Genomic DNA, 16,965 nt, shown 5'->3' with positions numbered 1-16,965 from the left:
GGGGCGGAAGGAGCGTATGAGCGACGAAATCGACTTAGACAAGGAGATACGGGAGATTCTGGAGCGTGGGCAGGCCGGCCGGGGCGTGCCTCTCATTCAGAGCAACATCATCATCGGCAATCGCGGGGTCGTCATCATCGGCGGCGACGGCAGCGTCCAGCAGCACACGCCCGCGCAGGACCAGCAGGACACGGCCGACAAGCGCCGCGCCTCGTGACGGGTGTTTAAACGCCCCGTAACTTACATTTCCAGGGCGCTGGCGGCCGCCCGTTTAAACAGCGCCGCCTAGGCTTTCGCGCCCGTCTCAAATCATGTGGTTCATCGGCCGCCAAGGCGCCGCATGTCTCAAACCATCCGCCAGTGCCGCGCCGGCCGCCACCCACGCCTAACTCGTTGATTTTCGTGGCGTCAGCCCGCATCAACCCACGCCAACCCACATAGACCCGGATGTCTCAAACCATCTGGTTCCTAACAGCCCGACAGGCGCAGCGTTCCGGCGCCCAGCTTGTACAGGCCATTCGGCGAGCCGAAAACCGCCCCGATATTGCCGCGCAGGTGAGCTTCGATTCCATCGGCCACCTCGATATAGGCCGAGGCATCGATCAGATAATCCCTGTCCGACTCCCAGCCCGGCGTCTCGATGCGCAGCACATCGCCCTCAAACACAAAGGGCGCAGATGCCATCTGCGCCCTTGCTTCCGTTCCCCACGCCATGCCTGCCACACACGCCGCCACACCCAGCCAGCGTCGCCAGGGCGGCGGATGATAGGCCCACCTGCCCTGCTCGCCGCCTGATCCGCGTTCAATCAGCCCGCCGGATTTTATCGCCGGCCAGCCGCCGCACCTCGCGATCGAACCTTCCCGACTTTCGCTCGGCTTTCGCCCAAGCTGCGCCCCGGTCCTGTCTCGTCCCGCCAGCAGTCCATTTCGTTGGCGCTTTGTATATTGCTCAGCCATGCATCTCTCCTTGAAAATAAAGATCCAAGAACAAACGAACGCCACTGATGCAAGTACTTTCCACATGGGCTGAAAATGCCCATGTGGCCAAGTATAGGCAGGAACGTAATATTTTGATAGATAAACTAACTTATTATTAATTTTCGTCTACAAGAACACAGCGGCACTGACGTTGAAGCGTCGAGCCAACTTCTTGGCGATCTCTTTGCCGACCCCTCGCCGGCCACTCAGAATGTCCGAAATACGCCCTTGGGTGCACTGGTGGGCAAGTCTTCCTCAATCAGGCCCGCCCGCCGCCCGCTTCCAGGCTATGCGCGCGTCGGCGCTGCCGGGCCCGGCCACTTTCATCTGCTGGGTCTGGGCCTTGCCCTCGTACGTGGCGCGCACCGTGTAGGTGCCGGGCTTCAGGTCGGCCAGCAGGAAGGGGCCGACCGAGGGCAGGGACAGCACGCTTTTGCCCTGCTCGTCGGTCACTTCCAGCTGCACTTCGGCCACATAGGGCGTGGAGCCGTCCTCGTCCGTGGCGGCGAAGGTCAGCGCCAGGGGATAGCGTGACTTGGCCTCTTTGAAGGCCGCCGCCGCATCCGAGCCGAAGCCGCCGGTCACGTATTCCACGCCTTGTGCGGTCTGGGCCGGAGGGAGCTGCGCATGAGCGGCGCCCATCCAGCCGATGCACAACAGCCCCGCTCCCCCCAGCAGCGCCGAGGCGCAGGCCAAACGCATCCGCCGGGACGCGGCCGAGGAAGCCACCCGTTGCCGGCCTTGAAAAAGCGCCTCGGCAGGTCGTGCGCGGCCGAAGGACATCGAAGATTGAATAAACAGATTCTTCATGATTCTTCCTCCTGAAATGGTCTTGATCGCCAGCAGTTGGCGTACCCGCCATTGTCATCCAAGAAGCCTCAAGCCGCCTTCCCCTCCTCCACCGCAATCCCATAAAACCCGTAGGTATCGGTAAACCGGTCGCGCTCGGAGAAGTTGAGCCATAGGCGCAGCAGCCAGCGGCGGCGGCCGGGGTCGTCCCAGTCGGTGAAGCTGGTGCGCGAATGCAGGGTGGTGTGGTTGTTCAGCCACTGGATGTCGCCCGGACGGAAATCCATCGACAGGCACAATTCGTCGGACGAGGCCAGGGCGTCGATCACGTCGAAAAGCTGGCGGTGCTTGTCGGTAAGCGGCGGCGCGCCTTCGTAGCGCTGGCCCGATTCGATGAAGTTGCGCAAGTACATGGTGGACAGCTTGCCGTTGTTCCATCCGCATATCGAGGTGACCCAATAAGGCTTGCCGGTGATGGCATTGTGCTCGCCGCGATGGTCGAACCACAAGGGCTCGTACATCAGGGGGATGAGCTCGGGGTGATCGCGCAGAATGGCGTTGTAGATGCTGCACGAGCTCACCACCAGGCTGGCTCCGCCGGTCTTCGAGGGCCGCACACAAGCCAGGCCGACCACGTCGGCGCCGTCCACATGGAAGGGAGCGGCGTGGTTGGTGTGGTAGAAGCGCGAATCGGCATTCTGGGTGGGGTCGGTGCTGGTGGTGTTGATGACGCTGCCCAGCAGCTCGCCCTTGGAGTTCTGCACGATGGGGCCGCCCAGGTGCAGGCCCAACCCCCAGAAGGCGGTGCTGAGTTCTTCTTCGCTCCATTCGCCCACGGGCAGGCCGCGCCATAGTTCGAAGCCGCGCCCGTACTCCAGTTCTTTGCGCAGCTTGTCGATGCGCGGCGTCAGCAGCGGCAGCGGAAAATCGCCGGCCGCCATCTCGCGCAGGGGCCGGCCCTTGGCCATGGCCTGGCGCACGGCCGCCTTCAGCTCATCGACCTCGTCCTGGTTCAGGGTGTACTTCCATACGTCGGAATCCTGCATTTCGGCCCGGGTCCATGCCGCCGGGTGCTCGAAGGTCTGCATCAGCATTTCAGTCATGTCTCTGTCTCCTACCTGTGATGTTCCCGCTGGCGGCCAGCGGGCGATTTTTTCCGGCTCTCGGCGTTTTGCGCCGAGGGCCGCCGACTCCCGGCCACGCCCGCCTTAGTCGCGATAACCCGGCAATAGCCTGTCGAGCCGCCGCAGCAGGGCCGGCCAGGCCAGCAGGGCCGGGTGGGCGGTGCCCATCTTCTCCAGGGCGGCCTCCACGCCCGCCAATACCTGCGGGTCGATTTCCAGCAGCTCGCCCCCCGCCTGGGCCGATAGCTGGATCTGGCAGGCGGTTTCAAAGATGTACATGGACCAGAAGGCGTGGGCGATGGTGGGCCCCACCGTCAGCAGGCCGTGGTTGCGCAGCATGAACCACTCGGCGTCGCCCAGGTCGTTGCGCAGGCGGGCGCGCTCGTCGTCGTGCACCGCAAGCCCTTCGTAATCGTGGTAGGCGAGCGAATTCAATATCAGCGTCGACTGCTGCGAAATGGGCAGCAGCCCCCTGGGCTGGGCGCTTACCGCCACGCCGGCCCGGGTGTGGGTATGCATGACGCACGCCACGTCCGGGCGCGCCGCATGGATGGTGCTGTGGATGACGAAGCCCGCCCAGTTGACGGGATGCTCGGTGGCGGACAAGGCATTGCCCTCGCTGTCGATCTTCACCAGCGACGACGCCGTGATTTCATCGAACAGCATGCCGTAGGGGTTGATCAGGAATACCTCGCGCCCGTCCTCGTCGGGCAGGCGCGCGCTGATGTGGGTGGCGATCAGGTCGCTCATGCCGTACAGCGCCGCCAGGCGATAGCAGGCGGCCAGGTCGACGCGCATCTGCCGCTCCACTTGCGACATGCCGGTGAACTGTTCAGTGTTTTCCATTGCTTTCCTCCGCCATCAGGGCACGCAGGGACTTCTTGTCGATCTTGCCCACGCCCGTGCGGGGCAGGGAATCGACCAGATGAATGGCCGAGGGCCATTTGTACTTGACCAGGCGCTGGGCCAGGAAGTCGGCGACATCCTGCTCGCCGACGCCCGAGTCGGCGATGACATAGGCCACCAGCACCTCGCCGCGATAGGCATCGGGCACGCCGATGACGGCCGCTTCTTTCACGCCGGGGTGGCGGAACAGGGCCTCTTCGATCTCGCGCGGATAGACGTTGAAGCCGCTGACGATGGCCATTTCCTTCTTGCGGTCGCAGATGGTGAGATAGCCCTCGTCGTCCAGCCTGCCGATGTCGCCGGTGTACAGCCAGCCGCCGCGCAGGGCCTCGGCGGTTTCCTGCGGACGGCCGTAGTAGCCCGTCATCAGCTGCGGACCCCGCACGCGGATCTCGCCCACCTCGCCCGTCGGCAGCACCTTGTCGCTGTCCTGCACGTCGACGATCTGGATCTCGGTGTCGGGCACGGCCACGCCCACCGCGCCCGTCTTGCGCACGCCGTGCAGGGGGTTGTAGGCGATGACCGGGCCGGCCTCGGTCTGGCCATAGCCTTCGCACACGGTACAGCCCGTGGCCGCCTCCCAGCGGCGCAGCGTTTCCTCGGACAAGGCCGAGGAGCCCGATGAACACAGCCTCAGCGAACTCAGGTCGGCCTGCGCAAAACCTTCATAACCCATGAGCCCCGCATAAATGGTGGGGCTGCCCAGCATCAGCGTGATGTGCTCGCGCTCGATCGCCTCCAGCACGATGTCGGGCCGATAGCGCGGCACGATGACCAGGGTGCTGCGCGCATACACCGCCAGGTACAGGCCCATGGCCATGGCATAGGAATGGAACAGCGGCGTAATCGCCAGCACGCGCTCTTGTCCCGCGCGCGTGGGCACCAGCGCTTCGCGCTGGCTGATATTGGACGACACGGCGCTGTGCCGCAGGCTCACGCCCTTCGGCACGCCGGTGGTGCCGCCCGTGTATTGCAGAATGGCGGGCGCATCGGGCTCGGGCAGCGGCAGCGGCAGCGAATCGGCCAGCTCGGCCTGGCCGGCCCAGCGCGTCAGGCGCTGCGAGCCCTCGCAGGCCCCCACGCAATAGCTCACGTCGAAGCCGGCCAGCACCTGCTCCACCACCGCGCGGCCCGCCTCATCGTAGACAATGCCGCGCGCATTGGCGTTTTCAAGCACCTGCTTCAGCTCGCTGACGGTATAGGCCGGGTTCATCGGCACCACCTGGGCGCCCGCGGCCTGCACGCCGTATATGGCAATCGCCACGTCCAGCGAGTTGGCCATGTACACCACCACGCGCTCGCCCTCGCCCAGCCCCGCCCGGTTCAGCTCGCCGGCCAAGCCGCTGACGCAGGCCGCATATTGCCGATAGGTGAGCTGTTCTTCATCGCAAATCAGTGCGATATGGTCGGGCGCACGGCGGGCCGCATCGTCCAGCATGTGCACCACCGTCGGCCATACATGCGGCATGGAATAAGCGCTCATGATGCGTCCTGCACCTTCACAACCACCGCCATGGCCGAGTCGCCCGCCGCGCAGCCCACGAAAAGGCCGTAGCCGCCGCCGATGATCACCAGCTCTTCGATCAGTTCGATCACGCCGCGTATGCCCATGGGCGCCTGCGGATGGCCCCACACCAGCGAGCAGCCGAAGCGGTTCATCTTGCGCGCATCGATGCCCAGCTCCTGGGACATGACCAGGTCGTTGACGATGAAGGGGTTGTGGGTCTTGACGGCCGCCAGGTCGCTTGCCTTCAGGCCCGCCGCCTCCAGGGCGCGGCGCGCGGCCGGCGCCGGCGCCGCCGGCATGAAGGCGGCCTTCACCCGCGATTGCCCGAACGACACCAGCCGTATGCCCACCTTGCGGTCGCGCGAGAGTTCGGCCGCGCGCTCGGGCGTGGTGACCACCATGCCGGCATTGCCGTCGGCCGGATGAGTCTGCCCGCCGAAGGTGACCGTGCCGCCTTCCATCACCGGCTTGAGCTTGGCCAGGCCCTCGGCCGAGGTGGGGAAGATGCCCTCGTCGCCCTGCAGCACGCTTTGCTCGCGCCGGAAGCGGGCATCGGGCACGCTGAAAGGCAGGTCCATGAATCGCTTCAGGAAGGCGCTGTCGTCCTCCAGCGCCTCTTCATACTGCTGGTAGCGCAGCAGGGTCAGTTCGTTCTGCTGTTCGGTGGTCAAGCCGTATTCCGCCGCCACGTTCTCGGCCGTCTTCAGCATGTTGAAGCCGGTGTTGGGATCGCAGTTGAAATTGTCCAGCACCCAGTTCTCGTGCTCGCCCGTGCCGCCGGGGCCGTCCGGCGCCGGATAGTAGATGTGCGGCCCGTTGGACACGCGGTCGGCCGCCACGGCCAGCGCCACCGAGGCATCGCCCTCGCGCACGGTGGAGGCCACCGACTGCAGCAGCCGCGCGCCGGTGGCGCAAGCCTGGCTGATGGTGGGGCCGGCCACGTTTTCCGAGCCCAGCTGGGCCATGAGCCAGGGCAGGCCGAAGAAGGCGCCGCGCTGCGGCACCGACATGCCCAGCGCCGCATGATCGAAGACGCTCACGTCGAGGTTGCGGCGCTGCAGCGCGCCCTTGGCCACATGGGCCGCGAACTTCAGGCTGTGCAAATGGGCGAAGCTGCCCTGCCAGCGCGCAAAAGGCGTAGACCAATAAGCCCCGTAGGGAATGGCAATGTCCGTCACTATCATGCTCCTTGCTTAACCGTTGACGTACCCAGATAGGTGGCGACCACTTGCGGGTCCTGCGCCAGCTCGCTAGCCGGCCCCTGCAGGGCAAAGCGGCCGCCCTCCATCACATAGCAGTAATCCGAACTTTCCAGCGCGATGCGGGCGTTCTGCTCCACCACCAGCACCGACATGTCATGATCGCGCAGCGACACGATCACCTTGAAGATCTCCCGCACGATCAGCGGCGCCAGCCCCAGCGAAGGCTCGTCCAGCAGCAGCAGGCGCGGGCGCGACATCAGCGCCCGGCTCAGGGCCAGCATCTGCTGCTCGCCGCCCGACAATGTGCCCGCCTTCTGGTCCAAGCGCTCTTTCAGGCGCGGAAACACGGTAAGCAGCCAATCGCGCGTGCGGGTGGTTTCGGGGTCTTTGGAGCCGCGATAGCGAAACGCCCCCAGGTCGAGGTTGTCGGCCACCGACAGGTCGCCGAACAGCTCGCGCCGCTCGGGCACCAGGCACAGCCCGTGTTCCACCCGTTCTTCGATCAGCCAGCCGTCCACCCTGCGGCCGGCGTACTCGACCGCGCCGGTCGAAGGCACGCTGCCCACCAGCGCGTTGAGCAGGCTGGACTTGCCCGCCCCGTTGGGCCCCACGATGGACACCACGCTGCCCTCGTCCATGGCCAGGCCCACACCCAGCACCGCGTCGATCTTGCCGTAGCTGACCTTCAGGTCTTGCACCCGCAACAGCGTGCTCATCACGTGGCCTCCATGCCGCCCAGATAGGCTTCTATCACCTTGGGGTCGCCGCGCACCTGGTCCACCGGCCCCATGGCGATGCGCTTGCCGTACTGCAACACCACCAGTCGGTCCACCAGGTTCATGACGAAATCCATATCGTGTTCCACCAGCAGCATGGTGACCCCCTCTTCGCGCAACTGGCGCAGCAGGTCGCCCAGCGCCGCTTTTTCCTGGAAGCGCAGGCCGGCCGCCGGCTCGTCCAGCAGCAGCAATACCGGGTCGCCGGCCAGCGAACGCGCAATCTCCACCAGGCGCTGCTGGCCCAGCGGCAGCGAACCCGCCGGCTGGCCCGCCACGTCGGCCAGGCCCACGCGCTCGAGCTGGCGCTGCGCCTCGAACAAGATGCGCGCCTCTTCGGCCCGGTCCAGCCGCAGCATGGACTCGATCAGGCCCGGCCCGCCCCGGCCGTAGGCGCCCAGCGCCACGTTCTCCAGCACCGTCATGTCGGGCCGGATGCGCACGTGCTGGAAGCTGCGGCTGATGCCCAGCTTCGATATGCGGCGCGGGTTCAGGCCCGCGATGGAGCGGCCCTGGAACAGCACCTGGCCCTCGGTGGGCGCCAGCACCCCCGTCAGCACATTGAACAAAGAGCTTTTGCCCGCGCCGTTGGGGCCGATGACGCCCAGCAGTTCGCCGGCCGCCACCTTGAACTCCACCGCATCCACCGCGGTCAGGCCGCCGAAGCGCTTGACGAGGCCGCGCACCTCGAGCAGGGGCGCGCCCTTTTCGAGCCGGTCGCGGCGCGGATACGGCTCGGCGCTGGCGGGCGCCACCGGCCCGCCGCGGCCGGCGGCGCCGCGGCGAAACAGCGCCATCAGCCCGTCGCCCGAGCCGCGCAGCAGCAGTATCACCACCACCCCGAACACCATGATCTCGAAGCTGCCCCCCACGCCCATCAGGCCGGGCACCGTGTCGCGCACCACCGTGCGCAGCAGCTCGACCACCGCCGGGCCCAGCAGCGCGCCCGCCAGGCTGGACGTGCCGCCCACCACCGCCATGAAGAGGTAGTCGATCGACGCGCCGATGCCGAAGGGCCCCGGGTTGACCACGCTTACGTAATGCACATTGAGCCAGCCCGACAAGCCGGCCAATATCGCCGCGAATACAAAAATCGACACATTGAGCCGCGTCGTCCACACCCCGAAGGCCTGCGCCATGACTGGGTCTTTCAGGCTGCGTATGGCGCGGCCCATGCGGCTGTCGAGCAGATTGCGCACCACCAGGAAGGCCAGGGCGTTGAACAGCCAGATCAGCACGAAGAAACTCTGCTGCACGCTCAAGCCCAGCCAGTCCAGGCGTATCGGCGGCACGCCGCCGATGCCGTTATAGCCGCCCAGCCCCGCCACATTGCCGAACAGGTAGTACAGGCTCATGCCCCAGGCCATGGTGCCCAGCACCAGATAGTGGCTGGAAAGGCTGATGGTGAGCCAGCCCAGCACCCAGGCGCTGGCGCCCGCCACCAGCAGCGAGGCCGGCAGCGACATCCAGGGCGACCAGCCCAGCGAGGTGACCAGCACCGCCGAGGTATACGCCCCCAGCCCCACGAAGGCCGCCTGCCCGAAAGAGGTCAGCCCCGCCATGCCGGCCAGCAGCACCAGCCCCAGGCACACCAGGGCGTGCAGCCCAATATAGTTCAAGGGCGTAATCGCCGCCGCCGGCAGCAGCAGCGGCCCCAGCACCAGCACCGCCGCCGCCAGCGCCGCCCACCAGCCCAGACGATCAGTACGCCGCTTCATGATTCATCGTCCCCATGGTGGGCATAAAGCGATCTCCACATCAAAATGGGCACCAGCGCCGAAAACACGATCACGTCGCGCATGGAAGAGGTGTAGAAAGAAGCAAAGGCGTCCAGCACCCCCACCCCCAGCGCGCCCAGCACCGTCAGCGGGAAGCTGACCATGCCCGCGCACACCACGCCGATGAAGCCCTTGAGCGCCAGCAGGAAGCCCGAGTCGTAGTACACCGTGGTGATGGGCGAAATAAGCACCCCGGCCAGCGCGCCGATAAAGCCCGCAATACCAAAAGCGATGAGCCCCGAGCTTTGGATGCGGATGGCGACCAGCCGGGCGCCCAGCCGATTCATGGCCGTGGCCCGCAGCGCCTTGCCCCACAAGCTGCGTTCAAAGAACAGCCACAGAGCGATCATCAGCACCAGCGACACCGCGGCCACCAAAATCAACTGGTAAGACAGCCGCGTAAAGCCCACATCGAGCCGGCCGCTGATGATGGGCGCCGAGCGCAGCCCCTCGGCCCCGAAGAAATACAGCCCCGCCCCCGTCAGCACCGTATGCAGGGCCACCGCCACGATCAGCTTGGTCAGCACCGAAGTATGCAGAATGGGCCGGAACACCGCCGTGTACAGCAGCGGCCCCAGCGGCGCCACCAGCAGCAGCGTCAGCAGCCCGCGCAGCAGTGGCGACAGCGGCATGGGCGCCATCCAGGCCACCAGCGCGCCGGCCGCCACCGGGTAGACGATATTGGCCAGCAATTGCCCGCCCAGTCCGCGCCAGGTGCGAGCGCGCCATGCCGACCACAGCCACGACAGCATCGCCGCCAGCCCTATGCAGGGCAGCAGCCACACCATGCCGGGCACCTTGCCGGTGTTCAGCACGCCCATGGTCAGCGCGGCCAGCGCCACCACCTCGCCGGCCGGCACCCACAACACTCGCGTCACAAGAAACACCTGCAGGATCGACAAGCCGATCAAGGCATACAGCAGCCCGTTCGTCAGGCCGTCCTGCGTCAGCATAATGGCAATCGTGGCGTTCATCGCGGCCTTTACTTGTCTTCAAGCAGGCGGAACTTGCCTTCTTTCACCGTTACCATCACGCGGGCGCGTTCATCCAGCCCATAGTGGTCGTCCGGCGTGTACTTGAAGATGCCGTTGGTGCCCACCACCTCTTGCCCCGACTGCAGGGCGTCGCGCAGCGCAACGCGAAACGCCTCCGTGCCCGGCTTGGCTCCGCCCTCCAGCGCCTTGGCCGCGGCCGCGTCCAGAATCAGCAAGGCATCCCACGCCGTGCCCGCGAACGCCGGCACCGGGCCCTTGCCCCACTTGGCTTGGTACTTCCCGATGAAGTCCTGCGACACCGCCTTGATGGGGTTGCTGTCGGGCAGGTCGCCCACCACCACCATGGGGCCGGTGGGCATGCGGGCGCCCTCCACCGCCTGGCCGCCCGAATCCAGAAAGGCCTGCGCCACCGTGCCGTGCGTCTGGTAGATAAGCCCTTCGAAGCCCTGGTCGCGCAGCGTCACGTGCGGCAGCACCGCCGGCGTGGTCGAAGCGCCGATGAACACCGCGTCCGGATCGGCCGACACCACCTTCAGCACCTGGGCGATCACCGACGGGTCGGTGCGGTTGTAGCGCTCTTCGGCCACCACCTCGACACCGGCCTTGGGCGCCATCTCTTTGAAGATGTCCCAGTTCATGTCGCCCCAGCCGTCGGCATAGCCGATGTAGGCCGCCGTCTTGATACCCTGCTTCTTCATGTCTTCCACAATGGCGGACGACATCAGCGGCACCGGCTGCGACACGTTGAACACGAAGGGCCGCTTGTCTTCCGGGATGGAGACCGGCGCCATGGCCAGCTGAGGCGTCTTGCTGCTGTTGGCAATGTCGAACAGCGTCATCGACGTGGGCGAAGAGGTGGAGCCCACGATGGCGTCGACCTTGTCCACGTCGACGAAGCGTCGCGCGTTCTTCATGGCGTTGGTGGCATCGCCGCCGTCGTCCAGCACGATCCACTGCACCGGGCTGCCGCCCAGCGTGGGCGGGAACAGTTCGGCCGCGTTGCGGTAGGGAATGCCGTTGGACGCGTTGGGGCCGGTAAACGTACCGGTAAAACCTATCTTGATCGGATCCGCGGCGTGCGACGCCGACGAGAGCGACATCGCCAGGCCGGCAAGCATGGCGAGCAATGTGCGGGACATGAGACTCCTCCTGTTCTAGAACATGGAACGAACCCGGCCAACGCCAGGGCTCGGCATGCGCCACTACCGGGCGCTTGGAGTGATCTTATAAGGCCCGCCGCAATTATGAAATAAGATAACCATGAATTAACCGAGCCCTGTAATGCCATATCGGAATATCACATGACCCAGCTTCCCGACTTCCAGCGCCTGGTCGGCCGCCTGCGTTTGCGCCATCTGGCGCTTCTGGACTCGCTCGGCCGCGATCCCAACGTGGGGCGGGCCGCCAAAAGACTGCATATGGCACAGCCCACCGCCAGCAAGCTGCTTAGGGAAATCGAGGATACCTTACGCGACGCGCGATGGAGGCGCTGCGCTGGTGAATCCGATGATGAAGGTGGTGCTGGAGGCGGCTCGGGAGTGTGTGGAATAACCCGGGCCTTACATTGCCAGTTTCGAACTAGCCAGAAGATTCATACTGACGCCGGCTTCCGCGGCTTGAATTGCTAGCTTGCGATGCACTTCCGGTGTCACCCTGACGCGGAATTGACCGCTATACGTTCTATCGGCAAATGGCTCCGGCACGGGTTCCTGCCGATTCTGAAGCTCTTGCACCGTATCCGAAACCAGCTTGCGGATTCCCGCCAATGCGTCTTCTGGCGTAGAGGCGAGCCAAGACAAAGAAGGAAACTCGACACACAAGCCGACATGTTCACTGTCTTCCGCCGACCAGGTAACCCGATAGGTGTAGTGATCTCGGTTCATTCCTTGCGCTCCGTTTCGTGGAGGGTTCATGTTGCATTTGGGCCAGCAGCTTTTGAAGTTTTTTCATAGCCCAAATGGTTCCCTATATGGTACCAATATTCCTGAGTGCTTGTGGCCTGGTTGCGCGAGTTGGCCCAGCAGCATGGGCGCCTGACCACTTACTTTTCCAGCGCCCCACTCAAAGCCAATGAGGCCGTAGCGTATCGTTGATTCGCGTCTGCCAGCCGTCTCCGCTGGCACGCAACGCAGCCAGCACGTCCGCATCCAGACGGATCTTGACCGCTTCTTTCGTTACAGCTTGCGTACTGCCCACAGGGCGTCCGCGACGACGCGCCGCGATCTGCTGCGGCGTATGCACCTGGACGAAATTCCCCGCTTTGGCCTCGGCCAGCGATTCGCGCAGGCCGGGCAACGCTTCCCCGGCGTCGGCTTCGATGGTCGATGCCACCTTATCCACATCGAGCTTTTTCAAAGTTTTCACGATTTCCTCCAGGTTCGCCTGATCTCTTTGACTGCTACCGTCTCGCACTCAACCTTGGCATACACCATGATCAGCAATACCATCTCATCATCGACCAAGTGGAAATAGATTACCCGCGCACCTCCACTCTTGCCGCTGCCGGAACGCTTCCAGTACGCCTTGCGAGCGCTATCAGCACCCTGAATTACCTCTTCTTATTACTGCAGTCCTAGAATTACGTTAATTCGCCGACAGAGACGGCAGCCAGGTCGCCACCTCCGGCACGAAAATAATCAATACGATCAAGCCCATAGACATGGCCAGATAGGGCACAACCGATTTGAAGATGGTGGTCAACGGAATATCCGGCGCCACGCCTTTCATTACATACACGAGCAATCCGAAAGGCGGGGACATCAAGCCCACTTCAATCGCCACCAGCATCATGATGCCCAGCGCGATCGGGTCTTGACCCACCCCCAGGGCCAAAGGCACAAAAAATGGCACCGTCAGCAACATCATGCTGATCTGCTCCATAAAGCACCCTAGAAAGAGCAGGATGATCGCAAACAGAAACATCATTTCTATACGCGAAAGCTCCAGCGACACCACGTATTGCAGCAAGCCGTCTCCAGCGCCAGAAATCGACAAGATCTGAGAAAACGTCATCGAAGCGGAAACGATGAACATGATCATCGCCGTGAGCTTCGCGGTTTCCAGCAGGCATTTTTTGAACACGGCCAGCGTAAGGCGGCGGTAGCACACCGCAGCTACCAGCGAAGCCATGGCGCCCAGCGCGGCGGATTCGGTAGGAGTCGCCCAGCCAAACAAAATGCCGCCAACAACGCAGAAAAAAATGCCGAACAACGGCAAGACCTTTATCATCAAATCGCCGAGGCGACTCAACAGGCTTTCTTCGGACACAACGACATCGTCTCTGGGTGCTATCGACGGGTCGAGCACCCCTCTCAGAATCACATAAGCGAGGTATGCAAAGGCGAGCAGCAACCCGGGGATCACACCGCCCACCAAGAGCGCCCCGATGGAGATGCCGCCTAAACTGCCCAAGACCACCGCCAAGGTAGAGGGGGGTATCAGCATGGCAATGCCACCCACGCCAATAATCGGCCCCAGCGCAAAAGAGACGCGATAGCCTCGATTCCGCATTTCCGGCAAAAGCGTGCTGCCCAGCATTGCCGTATTGGCCACCGTCGAACCCGACAGCGTGGCAAACATCGAGCCGCCGATAATGGCCACAATGTTCAACCGGCCCGGCACCCGGTGAATCAAGCGCTCGATTACTTCCACCACCTGTTTTGCAAGGCCGGTATGGAACAGCACTTCTCCCATCAAGACGAATAAAGGTATGGGTATCAGTGCAAAACTGCCTACGCCACTGACCAGGTTGTGCGCCAGCTGGATGACGCCGCTGCCTCCGCCTAAGAACAAGTAGGCGCCGATCAGGTTGATCATGTACAACGCTATGGCAACCGGCGCGGCAAGCGCCATGAAGAAGATCAGCCCGCCCAGCAGCAATAAAAGGGGAAAAACCCAATCCATCACGAATCTCCCTTTGAAAGGGCTTGCTCATCATGGGGCGGATGGCCCGATACGAGATGGCGTAAGAACTCGATGGCCAGAAGAGCCATGATCACCGGGGCGACAGAAAGCACCCACCATTCGGGAAACACCACACTCTTGAAGACGATGTCTCCCGCTTTGTACGAAGACCAGGCATCGGCGAACCCGCCGATGCTGATGATCACGCACGTTACGATGCCCAGCACATCGACCAGCTTGGAAATCGCGACGCCGCGGCGAGCCGAAAGCAGCCTGATGAAGGCGTCCATTTTCACGTGGGCGCCCTCCCTCATGGCCCAAGGCACCGCAGCCATGACCGATATATAGAATAAATACTCAGTCACCTCGAGCACCCAGGACAAAGACAGGTGGAAAAGATTGCGCCGTATCAGATCGAATGCAATAAGGCTTGCCACTGCGAACATGACAAAGCCGGCGAAAATGCCTAGAAAATCAAGAATAGCGTCGTATAGCTTTACAAGGGCTCGCATTACTCATGTTCCTATTGACAAAAACACGCTTGACCACCTGCGCTGAATCCATCAGCTCATGAGCTGCCTGAGCTTGGCGGCATTCTGCGGCGCCATCTTCTCGATTTCCGCCCATCCTGCGTCGTAGGCGGTATCCAGGAAGTACTTCGAATCGGCCTCGTTCAATTGAGCCGCCTTGATGCCGTTCGCAGCCTGCTTCTCCTTGGCCGCTTCATTCGTTTTCCGCTCTGAATCTTCAAGCCAGGTTTCAACCCAGTCAGAAGCCGCCTGCAGGACACCCCTTTGCTCGTCGGAAAGGCTCTTCCATTTATTCTGGTTGATCAGTATTTCGTTCGGCGCCGTATAGAAACCGGGGTCGACACGTGTCGCGGTAACGGGGAACAGCCCTAGCTCGTCCAGCCCTTGAATCGGCCAGCCAAAGCCGTCGACCACGCCGCGCTCCATCGCGGTGTAGATTTCAGATCCCTGGGTTTGAACCAGCGTCGCGCCCAGCGCCGAGAAGAAAGCCCGATAGTTGGGCGAAATTCGCAGGCGCAGCCCTTTGAGATCGGGCTTGTCGAAGTTCTGGACGCTCTTGCTGAAGTAAATGTGGAAGGGAATCGTGCCCTTGCCACGGCCCAGCCAATGAGAATTCATTTTCTTGTTCATGATCTCATTGAGAAAATCGTATCCACCGTTCTGCTTCAGCTGGGCAAAAGAGACCCGCTGCAGCTTGATAGAAGCCGATTCGGGCATCAGGTTGCTGTAGTAGCCCGAATTCGTGTTCAAAATATCGAACACACCGTTTTTCACGGCCTGCCCCATGTCGAACACGTTCATGATCTTGGCCCCGCCGCCAAGGTAATTGATTTGAATGATGCCCTTGCCGGTTTCATTCACCCGGTCGACGAATCGCTCGAACTCTTTTGAAAACGCCGTACCCTGCGTCCAGGCGCTGACCGCCCGGATAGTCAGTTCCTGGGAACGGACTATGCCTGGAAAGGCGAGCGCCGAAGACCCGATGGCGATCGTCTTCATGGCATTGCGCCGATTCATGCTGAACTTACTCATTAGTATCTCCCGAAATGTTTAGATACACCCGAGCGTCCACTCAGGACCTGCACAGACATGGACCGGGTGAAACCGTCAAGGCTTATAGGTGGATAAGCCGTCTTGCTTTTCTTCTACAACCGCTGCAAAACATATGGGCCATCGCATTCAAGACACGCCATGAGCTCCATATTCCGATGCTCAACGCAACTCAATAACCCGGTTGGGCTGCTTCACGATGACCGGCATGGTGGCCGCCGGGGGTGTCAGGCGACTGCGAAGGCACTTGATCTGGCCGTCGATCATCACCATGCTTATTCCCGGCAGATCGCCCACCCGCACACTCTCGAGCAGCGTGCGCCCTTCTCCGTTCATGGGCTTGTCCATAAATACGAAGTCGGCCGCGCGCCCCGGTTCGATCAGGCCGCAGTCAAGGTCGCGGACCCTCGCCGTATTTCCGGTGGCAAAACAGAAGGCGATTTCCGGCGCAACGTCGGCCAGGCTCGCCAACAGCGAAATCGTGCGAATGATGCCCAGGGGCTGGGCGCCTGAACCTGTGGGGGCATCGGTACCCAATATCACGCGATGCAGGCATTTCAGCTCGTGGGCATGGCGCGCCGTAAGGACCGCGATGCGCTCGTTGCCGTTGTGCACGATCTCCATGGCCTTGTCGCTGCGCTCGCAAAGCTCGCACACCTGCTTATAAGGCAAAGAGGTGTGCCCTCCGTTGATATGCCCGATGACATCGGCGTCGGCCTCCAGCACAACATCCTTGTCGATCAGGCCTGAACCCGGAATTGATTCGCCCCCGGTATGAATGGTGGTTTGAATGCCGTATTTCCGGCACCACTCGACCATCTGCCTGGCCTCGTAGCCGGCCTTGACAGAACCCAGGCCGATTTCACCTATCATCTTCACACCCGCCTCGGACATCTCGCGGAAATCGGCTTCGACCATGCCTTTTTCAACGATGGGGGCGCCGGCGTGAACCTTCACCCCGCTGGGACGGAAATTCTTGAAGCCCCGCTGCGAGGTAATGGCCAGCGCCTTCACGCCTTGTATGTCGGTGGGGCGGCCCGGGTAGTGCAGCTCACCCGCCGATATCATCGTGGTAACGCCGCCATTCAGGCATGAATCGATCCACCCGATCTGGTTCTGCCGGGGCGTGAAATCGCCCGCCACCGGATGAACGTGAGAATCGATCAGGCCCGGCGCCAAAGTGGTGCCATTGCAATCGATGACCATATCGGCGGCATCGGCGTCGAAATCCTTATCAGACCCTACGACCACGATCTTGCCCGCCTGCACGAAAACGGCGCTGGCATCGGAAATCGGGTTTTCAATATCGCCCGTCAGCAAGGTCCCGACGTTTTTTATAACGATCGATAGATCTTCTATTCCATGATTGGCAATCAGCATGGACGCCTCCCCATGTTAGTAAGCAGTAAGCCGGCTCCGCGGACGCG

At 62.8% G+C, this 16,965-nt stretch carries 19 protein-coding genes; 2 read left to right on the top strand and 17 right to left on the bottom strand.

Annotated features, from left to right (window positions below; all coding sequences use genetic code 11):
- Nucleotides 1-16: 16 nt before the first annotated feature.
- A complete protein-coding gene (locus CSC67_RS05925) occupies nucleotides 17-217 on the top strand; it encodes a hypothetical protein (protein WP_118993589.1) in 201 nt (66 codons plus the stop codon).
- 251 nt (nucleotides 218-468) lie between these two features.
- On the opposite strand, the gene CSC67_RS21185 is transcribed toward CSC67_RS05925, so the two are convergent.
- The 11 genes from CSC67_RS21185 to CSC67_RS05870 form a co-directional block, all read right to left on the bottom strand.
- Complete coding sequence (locus tag CSC67_RS21185) at nucleotides 469-957, bottom strand: hypothetical protein (RefSeq protein ID WP_135227428.1); 489 nt, start codon at nucleotides 955-957, stop codon at nucleotides 469-471.
- Nucleotides 958-1,104: 147 nt separating this feature from the next.
- Entirely contained in the window at nucleotides 1,105-1,188 is an 84-nt protein-coding gene (locus CSC67_RS05915; RefSeq protein ID WP_245220163.1) for a hypothetical protein, read from the bottom strand.
- Nucleotides 1,189-1,233: 45 nt separating this feature from the next.
- A complete protein-coding gene (locus CSC67_RS05910; RefSeq protein ID WP_118993587.1) occupies nucleotides 1,234-1,788 on the bottom strand; it encodes a carboxypeptidase-like regulatory domain-containing protein in 555 nt (184 codons plus the stop codon).
- 68 nt (nucleotides 1,789-1,856) lie between these two features.
- Nucleotides 1,857-2,870, bottom strand: coding sequence for a TauD/TfdA family dioxygenase (locus CSC67_RS05905; protein ID WP_118993586.1), 1,014 nt, complete (start codon nucleotides 2,868-2,870; stop codon nucleotides 1,857-1,859).
- A 105-nt stretch (nucleotides 2,871-2,975) separates the two neighbouring features.
- The gene (locus CSC67_RS05900) at nucleotides 2,976-3,737 is read right to left on the bottom strand and encodes a class II aldolase/adducin family protein (protein WP_118993585.1); all 762 of its coding nucleotides are present in this window, start codon (nucleotides 3,735-3,737) and stop codon (nucleotides 2,976-2,978) included.
- The gene (locus CSC67_RS05895) at nucleotides 3,724-5,280 is read right to left on the bottom strand and encodes a long-chain-fatty-acid--CoA ligase (protein ID WP_118993584.1); all 1,557 of its coding nucleotides are present in this window, start codon (nucleotides 5,278-5,280) and stop codon (nucleotides 3,724-3,726) included. The genes CSC67_RS05900 and CSC67_RS05895 overlap by 14 nt, the downstream gene beginning before the upstream one ends.
- The gene (locus tag CSC67_RS05890) at nucleotides 5,277-6,488 is read right to left on the bottom strand and encodes a thiolase family protein (RefSeq protein WP_245220138.1); all 1,212 of its coding nucleotides are present in this window, start codon (nucleotides 6,486-6,488) and stop codon (nucleotides 5,277-5,279) included. The genes CSC67_RS05895 and CSC67_RS05890 overlap by 4 nt, the downstream gene beginning before the upstream one ends.
- Nucleotides 6,485-7,222 carry an ABC transporter ATP-binding protein gene (locus CSC67_RS05885; RefSeq protein ID WP_118993583.1) on the bottom strand — a complete coding sequence of 246 codons (738 nt, stop codon included), beginning with the start codon at nucleotides 7,220-7,222 and terminating at the stop codon, nucleotides 6,485-6,487. Before CSC67_RS05885 ends, CSC67_RS05890 begins: the two co-directional genes overlap by 4 nt.
- Nucleotides 7,222-9,000 carry a branched-chain amino acid ABC transporter ATP-binding protein/permease gene (locus CSC67_RS05880; protein ID WP_118993582.1) on the bottom strand — a complete coding sequence of 593 codons (1,779 nt, stop codon included), beginning with the start codon at nucleotides 8,998-9,000 and terminating at the stop codon, nucleotides 7,222-7,224. The genes CSC67_RS05885 and CSC67_RS05880 overlap by 1 nt, the downstream gene beginning before the upstream one ends.
- Complete coding sequence (locus tag CSC67_RS05875; RefSeq protein WP_118993581.1) at nucleotides 8,997-10,034, bottom strand: branched-chain amino acid ABC transporter permease; 1,038 nt, start codon at nucleotides 10,032-10,034, stop codon at nucleotides 8,997-8,999. The genes CSC67_RS05880 and CSC67_RS05875 overlap by 4 nt, the downstream gene beginning before the upstream one ends.
- Nucleotides 10,035-10,042: 8 nt before the next feature.
- Nucleotides 10,043-11,194: an ABC transporter substrate-binding protein gene (locus CSC67_RS05870; protein ID WP_209304273.1), complete on the bottom strand. Its 1,152-nt coding sequence runs from the start codon at nucleotides 11,192-11,194 to the stop codon at nucleotides 10,043-10,045.
- A 162-nt stretch (nucleotides 11,195-11,356) separates the two neighbouring features.
- Here CSC67_RS05870 and CSC67_RS21730 point away from each other — a divergent pair, with 162 nt between their 5' ends.
- Nucleotides 11,357-11,683: a helix-turn-helix domain-containing protein gene (locus CSC67_RS21730; RefSeq protein WP_118993580.1), complete on the top strand. Its 327-nt coding sequence runs from the start codon at nucleotides 11,357-11,359 to the stop codon at nucleotides 11,681-11,683.
- On the opposite strand, the gene CSC67_RS05860 is transcribed toward CSC67_RS21730, so the two are convergent.
- The 6 genes from CSC67_RS05860 to CSC67_RS05835 form a co-directional block, all read right to left on the bottom strand.
- A complete protein-coding gene (locus CSC67_RS05860; RefSeq protein WP_118993579.1) occupies nucleotides 11,615-11,938 on the bottom strand; it encodes a type II toxin-antitoxin system HicB family antitoxin in 324 nt (107 codons plus the stop codon). The two genes, CSC67_RS21730 and CSC67_RS05860, sit on opposite strands and share 69 nt — an antisense overlap.
- 178 nt (nucleotides 11,939-12,116) lie before the next feature.
- Nucleotides 12,117-12,419, bottom strand: coding sequence for a BrnA antitoxin family protein (locus tag CSC67_RS05855; protein WP_425337630.1), 303 nt, complete (start codon nucleotides 12,417-12,419; stop codon nucleotides 12,117-12,119).
- 219 nt (nucleotides 12,420-12,638) lie between these two features.
- Entirely contained in the window at nucleotides 12,639-13,958 is a 1,320-nt protein-coding gene (locus CSC67_RS05850; protein ID WP_118993578.1) for a TRAP transporter large permease, read from the bottom strand.
- Nucleotides 13,958-14,404 (bottom strand): TRAP transporter small permease, encoded by a 447-nt coding sequence (locus CSC67_RS05845; RefSeq protein ID WP_167752774.1) that lies wholly within the window; start codon nucleotides 14,402-14,404, stop codon nucleotides 13,958-13,960. The genes CSC67_RS05850 and CSC67_RS05845 overlap by 1 nt, the downstream gene beginning before the upstream one ends.
- A gap of 117 nt (nucleotides 14,405-14,521) precedes the next feature.
- Nucleotides 14,522-15,520: a TRAP transporter substrate-binding protein DctP gene (dctP, locus tag CSC67_RS05840; RefSeq protein WP_118993576.1), complete on the bottom strand. Its 999-nt coding sequence runs from the start codon at nucleotides 15,518-15,520 to the stop codon at nucleotides 14,522-14,524.
- Between the two features lie 180 nt (nucleotides 15,521-15,700).
- Nucleotides 15,701-16,918 (bottom strand): amidohydrolase family protein, encoded by a 1,218-nt coding sequence (locus CSC67_RS05835; RefSeq protein WP_118993575.1) that lies wholly within the window; start codon nucleotides 16,916-16,918, stop codon nucleotides 15,701-15,703.
- Nucleotides 16,919-16,965: the final 47 nt, after the last annotated feature.

The organism is Pusillimonas caeni (assembly GCF_003545815.1).
GTDB classification, from domain to species: Bacteria; Pseudomonadota; Gammaproteobacteria; order Burkholderiales; family Burkholderiaceae_B; genus Pusillimonas; species Pusillimonas caeni.
This window is presented reverse-complemented; position numbering and strand designations above follow the sequence as displayed.

Coding starts and splice junctions, on each gene's coding strand:
- CSC67_RS05870 (WP_209304273.1), bottom strand. CDS start 11,194: ATGTCCCGCACATTGCTCGCCATGCTTGCCGGCCTGGCGATGTCGCTC.
- CSC67_RS05860 (WP_118993579.1), bottom strand. CDS start 11,938: ATGAACCGAGATCACTACACCTATCGGGTTACCTGGTCGGCGGAAGAC.
- CSC67_RS05875 (WP_118993581.1), bottom strand. CDS start 10,034: ATGAACGCCACGATTGCCATTATGCTGACGCAGGACGGCCTGACGAAC.
- CSC67_RS05905 (WP_118993586.1), bottom strand. CDS start 2,870: ATGACTGAAATGCTGATGCAGACCTTCGAGCACCCGGCGGCATGGACC.
- CSC67_RS05895 (WP_118993584.1), bottom strand. CDS start 5,280: ATGAGCGCTTATTCCATGCCGCATGTATGGCCGACGGTGGTGCACATG.
- CSC67_RS05880 (WP_118993582.1), bottom strand. CDS start 9,000: ATGAAGCGGCGTACTGATCGTCTGGGCTGGTGGGCGGCGCTGGCGGCG.
- CSC67_RS05845 (WP_167752774.1), bottom strand. CDS start 14,404: ATGTTCGCAGTGGCAAGCCTTATTGCATTCGATCTGATACGGCGCAAT.
- dctP (WP_118993576.1), bottom strand. CDS start 15,520: ATGAGTAAGTTCAGCATGAATCGGCGCAATGCCATGAAGACGATCGCC.
- CSC67_RS05890 (WP_245220138.1), bottom strand. CDS start 6,488: ATGATAGTGACGGACATTGCCATTCCCTACGGGGCTTATTGGTCTACG.
- CSC67_RS05835 (WP_118993575.1), bottom strand. CDS start 16,918: ATGCTGATTGCCAATCATGGAATAGAAGATCTATCGATCGTTATAAAA.
- CSC67_RS21730 (WP_118993580.1), top strand. CDS start 11,357: ATGACCCAGCTTCCCGACTTCCAGCGCCTGGTCGGCCGCCTGCGTTTG.
- CSC67_RS05900 (WP_118993585.1), bottom strand. CDS start 3,737: ATGGAAAACACTGAACAGTTCACCGGCATGTCGCAAGTGGAGCGGCAG.
- CSC67_RS05910 (WP_118993587.1), bottom strand. CDS start 1,788: ATGAAGAATCTGTTTATTCAATCTTCGATGTCCTTCGGCCGCGCACGA.
- CSC67_RS05925 (WP_118993589.1), top strand. CDS start 17: ATGAGCGACGAAATCGACTTAGACAAGGAGATACGGGAGATTCTGGAG.
- CSC67_RS05885 (WP_118993583.1), bottom strand. CDS start 7,222: ATGAGCACGCTGTTGCGGGTGCAAGACCTGAAGGTCAGCTACGGCAAG.
- CSC67_RS05850 (WP_118993578.1), bottom strand. CDS start 13,958: ATGGATTGGGTTTTTCCCCTTTTATTGCTGCTGGGCGGGCTGATCTTC.
- CSC67_RS21185 (WP_135227428.1), bottom strand. CDS start 957: ATGGCTGAGCAATATACAAAGCGCCAACGAAATGGACTGCTGGCGGGA.